At 68.0% G+C, this 12,818-nt stretch carries 10 protein-coding genes and 2 tRNA genes; 9 read left to right on the top strand and 3 right to left on the bottom strand.

The features are described 5' to 3' along the window. The first annotated feature begins 46 nt into the window (after nucleotides 1–46). The 3 genes from C0099_RS05020 (at nucleotide 47) to C0099_RS05010 (ending at nucleotide 1,519) form a co-directional block, all read left to right on the top strand. Complete coding sequence (locus C0099_RS05020) at nucleotides 47–1,255, top strand: amino acid aminotransferase (RefSeq protein ID WP_102246424.1); 1,209 nt, start codon at nucleotides 47–49, stop codon at nucleotides 1,253–1,255. 51 nt (nucleotides 1,256–1,306) lie between these two features. Further along, nucleotides 1,307–1,382, top strand: a tRNA-Asn gene (locus tag C0099_RS05015). Nucleotides 1,383–1,443: 61 nt separating this feature from the next. After that, a tRNA-Asn gene (locus C0099_RS05010) sits at nucleotides 1,444–1,519 on the top strand. A 95-nt stretch (nucleotides 1,520–1,614) separates the two neighbouring features. On the opposite strand, the gene C0099_RS05005 is transcribed toward C0099_RS05010, so the two are convergent. Genes C0099_RS05005 through C0099_RS04995 form a run of 3 tightly spaced genes read right to left on the bottom strand, consistent with a single transcriptional unit; the run spans nucleotide 1,615 to nucleotide 4,925 of the window. Beyond that, entirely contained in the window at nucleotides 1,615–2,640 is a 1,026-nt protein-coding gene (locus C0099_RS05005) for a sugar-transfer associated ATP-grasp domain-containing protein (protein ID WP_102246423.1), read from the bottom strand. A gap of 13 nt (nucleotides 2,641–2,653) precedes the next feature. Beyond that, complete coding sequence (locus C0099_RS05000) at nucleotides 2,654–4,282, bottom strand: hypothetical protein (RefSeq protein WP_123785218.1); 1,629 nt, start codon at nucleotides 4,280–4,282, stop codon at nucleotides 2,654–2,656. After that, on the bottom strand, nucleotides 4,272–4,925 hold the full coding sequence (locus C0099_RS04995; RefSeq protein ID WP_102246421.1) for an LbetaH domain-containing protein: 654 nt from the start codon (nucleotides 4,923–4,925) through the stop codon (nucleotides 4,272–4,274). Before C0099_RS04995 ends, C0099_RS05000 begins: the two co-directional genes overlap by 11 nt. 379 nt (nucleotides 4,926–5,304) lie before the next feature. Between C0099_RS04995 and C0099_RS04990 the strand changes: the two genes are divergently transcribed. The 6 genes from C0099_RS04990 (at nucleotide 5,305) to C0099_RS04965 (ending at nucleotide 12,472) form a co-directional block, all read left to right on the top strand. Further along, on the top strand, nucleotides 5,305–6,735 hold the full coding sequence (locus tag C0099_RS04990) for a UbiA family prenyltransferase (protein WP_102246420.1): 1,431 nt from the start codon (nucleotides 5,305–5,307) through the stop codon (nucleotides 6,733–6,735). Continuing rightward, nucleotides 6,732–8,036 (top strand): FAD-binding oxidoreductase, encoded by a 1,305-nt coding sequence (locus C0099_RS04985; protein ID WP_102246419.1) that lies wholly within the window; start codon nucleotides 6,732–6,734, stop codon nucleotides 8,034–8,036. The genes C0099_RS04990 and C0099_RS04985 overlap by 4 nt, the downstream gene beginning before the upstream one ends. Next, nucleotides 8,033–8,773, top strand: coding sequence for an SDR family oxidoreductase (locus C0099_RS04980; RefSeq protein WP_102246418.1), 741 nt, complete (start codon nucleotides 8,033–8,035; stop codon nucleotides 8,771–8,773). The genes C0099_RS04985 and C0099_RS04980 overlap by 4 nt, the downstream gene beginning before the upstream one ends. Beyond that, nucleotides 8,770–9,729: a lysylphosphatidylglycerol synthase transmembrane domain-containing protein gene (locus tag C0099_RS04975; protein WP_102246417.1), complete on the top strand. Its 960-nt coding sequence runs from the start codon at nucleotides 8,770–8,772 to the stop codon at nucleotides 9,727–9,729. Before C0099_RS04980 ends, C0099_RS04975 begins: the two co-directional genes overlap by 4 nt. Further along, nucleotides 9,726–11,597 (top strand): hypothetical protein, encoded by a 1,872-nt coding sequence (locus C0099_RS04970; RefSeq protein WP_102246416.1) that lies wholly within the window; start codon nucleotides 9,726–9,728, stop codon nucleotides 11,595–11,597. Before C0099_RS04975 ends, C0099_RS04970 begins: the two co-directional genes overlap by 4 nt. Nucleotides 11,598–11,800: 203 nt before the next feature. Then, nucleotides 11,801–12,472, top strand: coding sequence for an outer membrane beta-barrel protein (locus C0099_RS04965; RefSeq protein WP_102246415.1), 672 nt, complete (start codon nucleotides 11,801–11,803; stop codon nucleotides 12,470–12,472). Nucleotides 12,473–12,818: the final 346 nt, after the last annotated feature.

Here is a 12,818-nt window from a genome sequence, read left to right as displayed (position 1 = left end):
TCCGGACACCTTCCGCCTCGGCGCGCACCAATCATAGGGAATGGACATGTCTGCATCGATCTTCGCCAACGTCGAGATGGCCCCGCGCGACCCCATCCTGGGTCTGACCGAGGCCTTCAAGGACGACACCCGCGCCGAAAAGGTCAACCTGGGCGTCGGCGTCTACCAGGACGACAACGGCAAGATTCCGCTGCTCGAATGCGTCAAGGCCGCCGAAAAGGCCCGCGTCGAAGCCGGCCTGCCGCGCGGCTACCAGCCCATCGAGGGTGCGGCCGCCTACAACGCCGCCGTGCAGAACCTGCTCTTCGGCGACGATGCCGAACTGGTCAAGTCCGGCCGCGTGATCACCTTCGAGACGCTCGGCGGCACCGGCGCGCTCAAGGTCGGCGGCGACTACCTGCGCCGCCTCTACCCCGAGGCCAAACTCTACATTTCCGATCCGAGCTGGGAAAACCACCGCGCCGTGTTCGAGAACGCAGGCTTCACCGTCGAGACCTACGCCTACTACGATCCGGCCACGCGCGGCGCCAACTTCCCCGCGATGAAGGCCGCCCTCGAAGCCCTGCCGGCGCACTCCGTCGTCGTGCTGCACGCCTGCTGCCACAACCCCACCGGCGCGGACATCAGCGAATCGCAGTGGGGCGAAGTCGTCGAGGCATGCCGCAAGAACGACCTGATCCCCTTCCTCGACATTGCCTACCAGGGCTTCGCCGACGGCCCCGAGCAGGATACCGCCGCGGTGCGCATGTTCGCCGACAGTGGCATGCAGTTCCTCGTCGCCAGTTCGTTCTCCAAGAACTTCTCGCTCTACGGCGAGCGCGTCGGCGCGCTGTCGATCGTCACCGAGAACAAGGAAGAGGCCGCTCGCGTGCTGTCGCAGGTCAAGCGCGTGATCCGCACCAACTACTCCAACCCGCCGACCCACGGCGGCGCCGTCGTCACCGCCGTGCTCAATTCGCCGGAACTGCGCAAGCAATGGGAAGGCGAACTGGCCGCGATGCGCCAGCGCATCCTCGACATGCGCCACAGCCTCGTCGACAAGCTCAAGGCCGCCGGCGTCGAGCAGGACTTCTCGTTCATCACCGAACAGCGCGGCATGTTCTCCTACACCGGCCTGACGCCGGAGCACGTCGAGCGCATGCGTGACGAGTTCGGCATCTACGCCGTCAAATCCGGCCGCATCTGCCTGGCCGCGCTCAATTCGCGCAACGTCGACTACGTCGCCAAGGCCATCGCGACCGTGGTCTCGAAGTAAGCCGGATTTCTTGACCATGCGCCGCGCGTTGCCTACAATGCGCGGCTTCTTTCCCCGATAGCTCAGTTGGTAGAGCAACGGACTGTTAATCCGTTTGTCGCTGGTTCGAGCCCAGCTCGGGGAGCCAGAACTTCCGCCTCGCGCGCACCGCCCGCGCGAAGCCGCAAAAAAACTCATCGCACCACCCTTCCCCGATAGCTCAGTTGGTAGAGCAACGGACTGTTAATCCGTTTGTCGCTGGTTCGAGCCCAGCTCGGGGAGCCACACAGCAAGCACAAGCGCCACCCTCCGGGGTGGCGTTTTTGCGCTCGCCGAACATGAAACCGGCATCAGAGCAGGGTCATCTCGGCTTGCGCAGCCTATTCGTACACCTGATGCATCTCTCCCACCGCGTCGGCGAGATGGCGACAGCCGTGACCGAGGGTGGCCTGAAGCAATTGATGCGACCAGCGGTCGTTGCCTTCGATCAGGCAGGGGCCGTCCTGACCGAGGGCGATGTCCCAGCCGATGCTTTGCACCTCAGGCAACCGGTTCGCGCTTTCGATGGCCAGACGCCGGATTTCGTCGATTCCCGGAATGCTCAGACCGGTGATCGGCAGGCGGCTGTCCGCATGCGTTTCGACATGGGCTTCGAACGGGTTCTTCGGCACCGCGAGACGGCTGATCGTGCCATCGTCGTCCACCCAGGCAGCCAGGCCGCCGCGAGCCCAGTTGTCCGGCCCGCGCCCCCGACCGACCCGCAGTATCGTGCCCCAGACCGATACCTGACCTCCGGCCTGCCAGGTCACCACCCGCAGGGTGTTGACCGTGCCGGGGTTGAGAGCGGCGAGAAGCGGGTGTTGATGAACGTAAGCTTCGCACAGGTAGTGCTCGGGGCGCTCAACGGTTTCCGCGACGTGGGCGCGCACGGCGGCCCAGTCCGGGAAGCGTTGCTCCGGGAAATGAATGCCCCGTCCCCGGACGCCCCATCGGTTCTTGATCACCAGCCGGTCCGGCGGCCGTTCATCGGCATCCAGCCGGCACAGTTCTTCCCAGGTCCATACCCGCCGTCCGAGCAGGTCGCGAAAGTGACGTGCGAAACGCGCCTTGTCACGCAGGATCATGGCCTTGTCCAGCCGGTTCTTCTGCCGCTCGAGCTCGTAATACAGCGACAGGGTCAGATACTCCCGCCGCTGGGCGCGCGATTTTTCGAAGAAACGCAGCAGGTAATAATCATCGAAGCTCGCGCCATGACGCCATGCGGCGAGCAGCAGATCCCGCCACGGCAACCAGGATCGGCCGCTGCGCTGGCGCTCGTAGGCATGGAGCTCGTCCCAGGGGGCATTGCGGATGTGGTAGCGCAGGTTCCGCCAGCGCGAGGCGTAACGGAAGATCAGGGCGGCCATGCGTCGTGCCAACTCATCGCTCCCGACCTGCCGGCGGTATCGGCCGAACACCGTCGTATCTGCATGCGGCGGCCTCGGTCGCCCAGGCCAGCAGATAGGTGTAGCGAGGATGCATGCGGATGACCATCTTGTAGGGAGGCGGGTTGAACGGCCGCATCGCCTGCCGCAACAGCCAGGAAAGCCCCCGGAGGACGGGGTGGATGAAACGCTGGCCGTAGCCGAATGGCGCCAGTTTTCCGGCCAGGTGCTTCACGAACCGGCGTTCACAGGAAAACCTGAGGATCTGAAGGCGCACGAGCTTCAATCCGTAACGCAGCCGCGCCGCCGTCGATGGCGGGCGGGCTTCACGGTAGCGTCTGAACGCCTCCCGATAGCGATCCGGCCAATGCTCCGGATACCAGGCGCGAAAACTGTTGCCGGTTTTCATCTGACCGAACGACTGGCGCGCAATGCCCGCATTCTCCACGATCCGGCGGGGTATCGGCCTGTCGTAGTCGCCACCGACCGTCCAAGGCGCCATGGCCGGGCTGCGGCTGATGCCTGAAACATCGGCCTGCCGCGCGCCGGCGATAGCGGTCAGCGGCACATGTGCGAAACCGGTGGCGCGGCGAAATTCGCCCAAACCGCGGCCCGAGCAATCGTTGATTTCGTACAGCGCGCGTTCGGTCGTGTACAGACTCCAGAGCGAGCCTCCGGTGAAGCCGGTGATCAGGGCCCTGCCGGGCAGAGCGTCGGCCATGGCGAGCCAGAACAGTTCGCCGCCGGTGCCGCCGTCGCAGAAGAATTGCGCGAAATCGGCCGGATCCGTCTCCGGCGGCAATTCGCGACGGTAGGCCCGAACCTCCAGGCCAAGTTGCCGGCCGATCTCGGCACCGTTGTCGTCGTGTTGCCTGGAGCCTTCGCGGTTGAGTGAGGATTCGAAAGTGACGGCCTCGCCGCATCCGGCGCCCCGCGCGAAGACAGCACAGGCGGGCGAATCGTAGCCCTTGGACAAGGTCGATAGCGGAGTGAAGCGGGACTGCCGTGCGGGGCTGCGCGCGTTCTCCACAACATCAGCCACCACAGCAGCGACATGCTCCACGTAGGCTTCGTAGATGGGCAGAGGGGGGCCGGCAGCTTTCTCGATGATGCGCGGCACGCCGCCGGAATCGATCTCGATGTTGAAATGATGAACGACCTGAACACGACCGCCCAGACAGGGAACCTCGAAGCACAGATGGTCGATTCCTTCGAGAACGCCGAGGAAGATTTCGGCATACTCGAAGCAGGACGGATCGATGCCGCTACCCGCATACGAGAGCAGAAAGGCGAGCGAATTGGATGCCAGCGACTGCCTGCCGTCCCGCTTCAGGAAGATCGGCTCGAGACCATGCGAGGGCGCGACAAGACGCAGACGGCCGTCGCGACACAAGCCGCCGGACCCGAACACGTCGGCACTCCGGTCGAAATCCCAGGCCGCGAAATCGCCCGCCCAGACGCCTTCGAACCAGCCGTCTTCACGTGTTTCAACACCCTGTCCGCAATGCAGCACGCCCCGACCGTCGTGCCAGTCCAGCAGCCAGGCCAACGCAGGAAGGCTGGAGTGGATCTGGATGCTCAGCCCGCTGGCACCGCATGCCCGGCCAGAGTGGTCAGCGACCATCGACACCCTCGCGCACGACACGGGCCGGCATGCCCATCACCTGGGTATGTGCCGGCACGTCGTGGGTGACCAAGGCCCCTGCGGAAACCAGTGCGCCGGCGCCGACGCGGACATTCTCCAGCAGGATCGCGCCCATGGCGATGTAGGCACCGTCTTCCACCACGCAGCCGCCGCCCAGGCGTGCGCCCAGACCAATGGTGACGCCGGCGCCAATGTGCGAGTGGTGGCCGATGATCGCGCCCTTGTTGACCAGGGCGTGGTCGGCGAGGACGACACGGGTCGCGAGCATGGCACCGGGGCCGATCAGGCCGCCCGCACCAACACGGGCACTGGGGGCAACATGCGCGGACGGGTGGACCAGGGTGGCGAAAGGCAGCGCCAGCGGGGCAACCTGCTCGATGTAGCGCTGCCGCCGGGTGGTGCCCAGTCCACACAGCAGGCTCAACTCCCGCGGCATCGAGGCCAGCGCGTCGATCCAGTGCACGGGCCTGCCCAGCAGCAGCGTGCCGCACTTTTCCCGATCGAGGTTCTCGACGAAGCCGGCCATGTCCAGCCCGGGAGTTTCGTCGACCCACTCGGCGACTTCTTCGGAAAAGCGGGAGGTACCCAGAATGAGGATGGGTGCCGCATGGGAGGGCGTCATCAGCGTCCTTGAAGTTTTCGCCGCTTAACCGGTCAGCCAGACGGCGGGCGAATTCGCACGCCATTCTGCCACGGGCATCCGCGCCGGCGCAGCGGAAGCTGCTTCCGCCGACCCGTTGCCTCCGTGGTCGGTGGGCTCGACACATCACCACCTTCCACGAACGCGCACCGATTCGTTGGATCGATCCCGGCTCTTCTGTGCCGACGAACTTTACAGCTTCACCTTGCACGGCTCGGGGCTCGACCGAGCGAGCCGGCAAAAGCCGCGCCAGCACACGCTCCGGAGACGACTGGACGCGCTTGTGATACCGTGCGGCAGCAATCCCGCACGCTCCTGTCATCGCACCACAGCCCGGTCGACGTCGTCCGTCCGCAACGTTATGTCCTCCAAGTCCGTCCCGCTGGTCATCGATCTCGATGGCACGCTGCTGCGTACCGATCTGCTGATCGAATCCGGGCTGTCCTTCGTGCGCGACAATCCGGCCCGCGCGCTCGCGCCGCTGATGTGGTTGCGGCACGGCAAGGCCGCGCTCAAGGAGCGTCTGGCTGCCGAGACCGACGTCGACCCCAGCGTCCTGCCCTACGAATCCGAGGTGCTGGCGCTGATCGACGCGGCCAGGCGCGACGGTCGGCGCGTGGTACTGGCAACGGCCAGTCACGCCCGACTGGCACAGGCCGTGGCCGAGCATCTGGATTGTTTCGACGAGGTTCTCGCGACCCGCGACGGTGAGAACCTGTCGGCCCATCGCAAGCGCGACCGGCTGGTCGAGCGATTCGGTGAACGCGGTTTCGACTATGCCGGCAATGGCACCGCCGACCTGCCGGTGTGGGCCGCGGCGCGGCAGGCCTATGTGGTCAATGCGCGCGGCGGGGTCGAGCGGCGTGCGCATGATGCCGGCAACGTCGCCGGTGTGATCGCGCCACGGGTACCGCGCGCGGCCGACTGGATCGCCGCGCTGCGCCTGCACCAGTGGGCCAAGAACCTGCTGCTGTTCGTGCCGCTGATCACGTCCCACCAGTTCGCTGATCCCGCGCTGCTGGGCCAGGCGTTGCTGGCATTCGTGCTCTTCGGACTGTGCGCATCCAGCGTGTATCTGCTCAACGACCTGCTCGACCTGGGCGACGACCGGCATCACCGCAGCAAGCGCCTGCGGCCGTTCGCGGCGGGCCGGCTGCCGGTCGAGGCTGGCGTGATCGCCAGCCCGGCATTGCTGGTTTTGGCTTTCGGCATCGCCATGCTGACACTGCCATGGGCCTTCGTCGGCGTTCTGGCCGCCTACTACTCGCTGACGCTGGCCTATTCCCTGCGGCTCAAGCGCATCGTGGCGGTCGACGTCATCGTGCTCGCGGCCCTGTACACGCTGCGCATCGTCGCGGGTGCCGCCGCGCTGGGCATCGCGCTGACCTTCTGGATCCTCGCCTTCTCGATGTTCGTGTTCCTCAGCCTGGCGCTGCTCAAGCGCTATACGGAACTGCGCGACGCCCGCGAGGACGGATGCACGGAAAAGACCCGCGGTCGCGACTATCACCCCGACGACCTCGAGATGATCGCACCGCTGGGCGCCGCGGCCGGCTATCTGGCAGTACTCGTGCTCGCGCTCTACATCAACGAGCCCACGACGGCCGCACAGTATGCCCAGCCGGAACTGATCTGGTTCGCCTGCCCGCTGCTGCTGTTCTGGATCACGCGCGTGTGGATGCTCGCCCACCGCGGCGCCGTGCATGACGACCCGGTGCTGTTCGCACTGCGCGACCGCAGCAGCCTGATCGTCGGCGTGCTGTTTGCCGCGGTGTTCTGGATCGCGGCATGAGCGGCACCGTGCATTGCTGGGGGCACCAGCCAGCCATCGCGCAGACGCCCCACGCACCGGTCTGGCGGGACGAGACACCCGGCCAGCTGGCTGCACTGCACGCACGCTTCGGCACGACCCTGCCTTTCGGCAACGGTCGCAGCTATGGCGACAGCTGCCTCGCGGCGAGCGATCACGTGCTCCATCTGGCGCGGCTCGACCGCTTCATCGCCACCGACTGGTCACGCGGCATCGTGCGCGCCGAGGCCGGCATGCAGCTTGCCACGCTGATCACGGCTGCGCTCGGGCACGGCTGGTTCGTGCCGGTCACGCCGGGCACGCGCTTCGTCACGCTCGGAGGCGCACTCGCCAACGACGTACATGGCAAGAACCACCACCGGCGCGGCACCTTCGGCCGCCACGTGCGCGCCTTCGGACTGCTGCGCAGCGACGACGGCACGCTCGAATGCACGCCGCAGACACGCCCCGAACTGTTCGCCGCCAGCATCGGCGGGCTCGGTCTGACCGGCATCGTGACCTGGGTGGAACTGCAGCTCATGCCGGTGCGCACCGGCTGGCTGGACACCGTCACGCAACGCTTCGGGCGCATCGACGACTTCTTCCGGCTGTCGGCCGAACTCGACCCGTTGCACGAATACACGGTGGCGTGGATCGACTGCCTCGCGCGCTCGGCTCGCGGGGTCTATTTCGCCGGCGACCACGCCGAGTTCGGGCCCGATGCGCCGTCGCCCGGACGTGTCTGGGGCGTGCCGGCGACGCCACCCGTGTCCCTCATGAACCGCGCTTCCCTGGCGCTGTTCAACCAGGCCTACTGGCGCGCACACCCGGCGCAGCCGCGCCGCGCACGCAGCTGGTACCAGCCCTTCTTCTATCCGCTCGACCGCATCGCCCGCTGGAATCGCATCTACGGCCGACGCGGCTTCCAGCAGTTCCAGTGCGTGCTGCCCGACGCGGCGGCCGAGCCGGCGCTGCGCGAGTTGCTCGGCGCCATCGCCGCACACGGGCGCGGCTCCTTTCTCGCCGTGCTCAAGCGCTGCGGCGATCTGGCATCGCCAGGGCTGCTGTCCTTCCCGATGGCGGGCCACTCGCTCGCGCTCGACTTTCCGCATGATCCCGCGCTGGAGGCGCTGTTCGAGCGCCTCGACGCCATCGTGCACGAGGCCGGCGGTCGCCTCTACCCGGCCAAGGACGCACACATGTCCGGGCAGCACTTCCGCCACGCCTACCCCGCATGGGAACGGCTCGAACGGCTGCGCGACCCGGCCCTGATGTCCCGCTTCTGGCAGAGAGTCACGACATGAAACGCATTCTGATCGTCGGCGCCACGTCCGCCATCGCCACCGCCTGCGCCCGCCTGTGGGCGGCCGAGGGCGCCGAGTTGTTCCTCGTCGCGCGCAATGCCGAGCGTCTGGCCGAGACGGTGGCCGACCTCACCCCGCGCGGCGCGGCCGCGGTGCACGGCTTCGAACTGGACGTCAACGACGTCCACCGCCACGCGGACATGCTCGAAGCGTGCGCGGCCGCGCTGCAGCAGATCGACATCGTGCTGATCGCGCACGGCACGCTGCCCGACCAGGCCGCCTGCGAAGCCGACACCGAGCTCATGCTGGCCGAGTTCGCGACCAATGCCGGCGCCACGCTCGCGCTGCTCAACCGGCTCGCCGCGCGGCTCGAGATGCAGCGCTGCGGTACGCTGGCCGTGATCTCCTCGGTGGCAGGAGATCGCGGGCGCGCGTCCAACTATGTCTACGGCAGCGCCAAGGCGGCCGTCACGGCCTGCTGCGAGGGCCTGCGCGCGCGCCTGTTCCGCCACGGCGTGCATGTCGTGACCATCAAGCCCGGATTCGTCGACACGCCGATGACGCGCGACCTGCCGCTGCCACGGCCGCTCGTGATCAGTGCGGAGCAGGCCGCCGCGCGCATCGTCGCCGGCATCGCGCGGCGGCGCGCTGTGCTCTACGTGCCCGCATTCTGGGCCGCGATCATGTTCGTGATCCGCAGCCTGCCGCAACCCATCTTCAAGCGGCTGCGGCTGTGAGTCACGCACTGCGCTCGGACTGGCGCTATCGCGCCGTGATCGCTTCGGTGGTGCTGTCGGCGCTGGCCTACCTCGCCTTTTCGCTGTGGGGCGGCTGGCGCGAGGTGCTCGGCGCCGTGGCGCGCGTCGGCGCCGGCGGCATCGCCCTCGCGCTGCTGATGTCGCTGGTCAACTACGGGCTGCGCTTTCTCCGCTGGCAGTACTACCTGCGCGCGCTCGGACATCACGTTCCGACCGGCCAGAGCCTGCGCATCTATCTGGCCGGCTTCGCGCTGACCACCACCCCCGGCAAGGCCGGCGAGATGCTGCGCGCCGTGCTGCTGCGCGCACACGCCGTGCCCTACCGGCACGGCTTCGCGGCCTTCTTCAGCGAGCGGCTGTCCGATCTGCTGGCCATCGTCGTGCTCGCGCTGTTCGGGCTGGCGATCTATCCGGCGGCCACGCCGCTGACCGTCTTCGGGCTTCTCGCCGTGCTGGTCGCGCTGGCCTGCATCGGCCAGCGCCGAGCGGTCGTCGTCGCCCTGCGCCGCCTGCCCGCACAAGGCGGGCGCTTGCTGCGCGGCGCGCGTCACGTGCTGCGCCTGCTGCTCGATGCGCAGCGCTGCCACCGTCCCGCCCTGCTCGCGCTGGCCAGCGTACTGAGCCTCGTCGCGTGGAGCGCCGAGGCACTCGCCTTCTGGTGGCTGCTGGGCTGGCTGGACATCGACGCGGGATTCGAATTCGCGGCCTTCGTCTACGCCATCGCGATGCTCTCGGGCGCGCTGAGCTTCCTGCCCGGCGGCCTGGGCGGTGCCGAGGCGGTGATGATCGGCCTGCTGGTGTGGCATGGTGCGCCGACACCCGACGCGGTCGCCGCGACGGTGCTGATCCGTCTCGCCACGCTGTGGTTCGCGGTGGCCATCGGCGCGGCCATGCTGCCGCTGACCGGTCGAGAGGCCGGCGCGGTCACGCGATGAAGTCGCCGCAGTTCTCGCCCCGCGGCTCTGCCGCGCTGCTGTTCGCGCTGTATCTCGCAGCCACCGTCGCGAAGGCGCCGGCGCTGTTCGTCACGCCACGCTTCTGGGCCGAGGAAGGCGTGGTGTATTTCCTGCAGGGACGCGAGCTGGGCTTTTGGGAGGCGCTGTGGGCGATGCCCCTGGGCTACCTGTCCCTGCCCGCCAATCTGGCCGGCTGGCTCTCCGCGCAACTGCCGCTGCTGCACGCGCCCCGGGGCGGGCTGACCGTGAGCCTGGCGATCCAGCTGCTGCTGCCATGGATCGTCATCGCCAACCGCTTCTTCGACGGCGACCGCATCCGCCAGGCGATGCTGCTGGCCATGCCCATCGTCGTCATCCAGTCGGCCGAGACCTGGCTCAATTCCATCAACGGCCAGTTCTGGCTGATGATCGCCGCCGCGCTGGTGCTCGCCGCACCGACACGCCCGGCCGGCCTGCACCGCCACGCGCTCGATGCCGCGGTCGTGGCGCTGGCCGGCCTGTCCGGCCCGGGCGCGGCCTTCCTCGCGCCGCTGTTCGGCCTGCGCGCGGTCATCGAGCGACATGGTATCTGGGCGATCTACGCAGCGCTCGCGTCCTCGGGCGCCGTGCTGGTGCTGCTCGGCGACGGTGCGTCCCGCGCCCTGTCGTTCCCGCCCGATCTGTTCGGACTCGCCGCGGGCTTCCAGCTTGTCGCCAACAATGTCTGCATCGGCTGCGCATTGCGCAGCTTTCCTTACGCGGCGGCGCATCAGCCATGGTTCGTGCTCGCGCTGCCGCTGCTGGCCGGGCTCTACACCTGGTCATGGCGACGGAGCGACGCCAGCGGCCGCTGGATGCTGACCGCCTCGGCGACGCTGCTCGTGCTGAGCTTCGCCTCGATGCTCGGCAAGGAACTGATCGCGCAGTTGCCCGCGTTCGCGAACTCGCGCTACTTCTTCGCGCCGGCAGCGCTGCTGTTCGGCGCACTGGCGGCCGGACGCCGGGCACGCGCTCCCGTCGCGCTCGGAATCATGGCCATCGTGGGCGCGAACGGCATCGTGTTCGCGCTGTTCCACCCGGTCGTCGGAATCGGCGACGGGCATGCGTGGATCGAGAGCGTCGAGGCACATCGGCGGGGTGAGACCGACATCGTCTTCTTCAATCGTCCGTTCTGCGGCTTCACGCCCGACCCGCCCATGCGCACGGACGGGATCGCACTGCACGGGGACGGCGCGGAACTCGCCCTGACCCTGCCGAGGACCGTCGAGCGCGGGACCCAGGTCTTCGTGCTCCGGCAGACCATCGGCCACGAAACCTGGCAAACGGGCGCTCCCGCATGGCGCGACGCGGGCCTCTTCCTCTACGGCACGCCCGAATACGGGCGTTGTTTCGGAGGCGACTTTCCACGCCCCTTCCGAGCGGTGCGATCCGATGGGCCTACCTTGCTGCTCGACCGCCATGCGCTCGGGCCCATGACTGGCCACCGGTTCCTGATCGGCCATGGCGAGCGCTTCGCCGCGATGCTCGCACGTGGCGACTACGTCATCGTCGACGGCACCGAACTGGCCGCAGCCTTGCCGCCGCTGTCGACGCACGCACCTCCAACACGGCAAGCGGTCGTCATCGACGCACCGCGCGTCGACGGCACCGCACTGGACGCATGTGCGCGGTGGGGCGCCGGATGCGGCTTCGAGGCCGCAGACGCCTTCTGCGCCAGCCGTGGGCTGGGGCCGGCGGTCGACTACCGGATTCGCTACGATGCCCCGCCCACGCGCACGCTGCTCGACGGCAAGACGTGCACCGCCGCCCATTGCGACCGCATCGACTGGCTGGCGTGCGCCCCTGCACCGACTGCATCCGACCGTTGAAGGCGCGGCTTGCTCCAGCGATGGCATGTGCGCTGCCGTAAACACGACCCCTCGGTACATCGTCCACTGCAACCCGCGGATTCGCCCCATTGCCGTTCTGGAGCCGCGATCCGACTTGCGCGCAGTCGGCGTGCGCGCTAGCCTGCGCCCCGCGGGCCGGCCGTGGGGCAGGCTGTGGACCAACCAGGAGGGAGGAGGAGGACGTGATTCGAACGCTCATCGCCATCGTGGCCGTGATCATGTTGGCCGGCGCTGCGCAGGCCGACAGTGGCTTTCACATGGGCATCTCCGCGGGACAGGCTCGCGGCGAGTTGCCTGGCGGCTTCAAGGACACGGTGCGCGGATGGGCGCGCGAAGCGCGCGACGAGGGCGCCGCCGCCTCGACGCGGTTTTCCGAATCCGACGCGGTCCACAAGGTCTGGCTGGGGTACCGCTTCAACTCGGTGCTGGCCGTGGAAGCGGGCTATGCCAAACTGGGCCGCCTCGCGGGCGGCATCGATGCCAGCGACGACGAGATCGCCGTTCGCGAGCGCTACCGCGCCGAACACAAGGCACTGTTTCTCGACCTGGTCGGCACCGTTGCGCTGGCGCAGCGATGGAACCTCATCGCGCGCGGCGGCGTAGCACGCGTGCGCACCAAGGGCAGCTTCGGCGCGTCGGTCGAAGCCGAGCAGTTCCGCGCCAGCGCGCGCATCTGGGAACGCTTTCGCGAAACCGTCCCCAAGCTCGGCCTGGGCGTCGAATACGTGCTCGACCACGGCCTTGCGGTGCGTGCCGAATTCGAACGCTATTTCGACGTCGGCGACGATTCACGGGTGCCTGGTTTCGAGTCCGACATCGACGTGCTGAGCGTCGGCCTCAACTACCGCTTCTGACGGTCGGTTGCCGAACCTGGCAGTGCGGCGGCCCGCTGCATGCCGCGCCCCTGCGCACTGGCCGGCGCTTCTGGCGCCAGTTCCGCGAATCTGTTATCATCGCCGCCTCTCACGCTTGCCTTGGCAAGTCCGTCGAAGCCCCGCAGGACATCGCGGGTCCCGCCGAAAGACGGCGGGCGCATCCACCGGGATCGCGCCGCCACATGTCCGCCGGACATCCGACCCTCTGGTCGTGAAGCGTTCGGCGCCTGCCCTTCGGGGCGAAACGCCGCACGACTGCGCGCCTTATCGTCCCATTCGCAGCCGCATGGCAGGCTTGCAGCCCGCGTACGCGCGGCGGCAAGTA

This window comes from Pseudazoarcus pumilus (assembly GCF_002872475.1).
Classification (GTDB): Bacteria; Pseudomonadota; Gammaproteobacteria; order Burkholderiales; family Rhodocyclaceae; genus Pseudazoarcus; species Pseudazoarcus pumilus.
The sequence above is the reverse complement of the archived record's forward strand: the minus strand, read 5'-3'. Positions and strand labels throughout refer to the sequence as shown.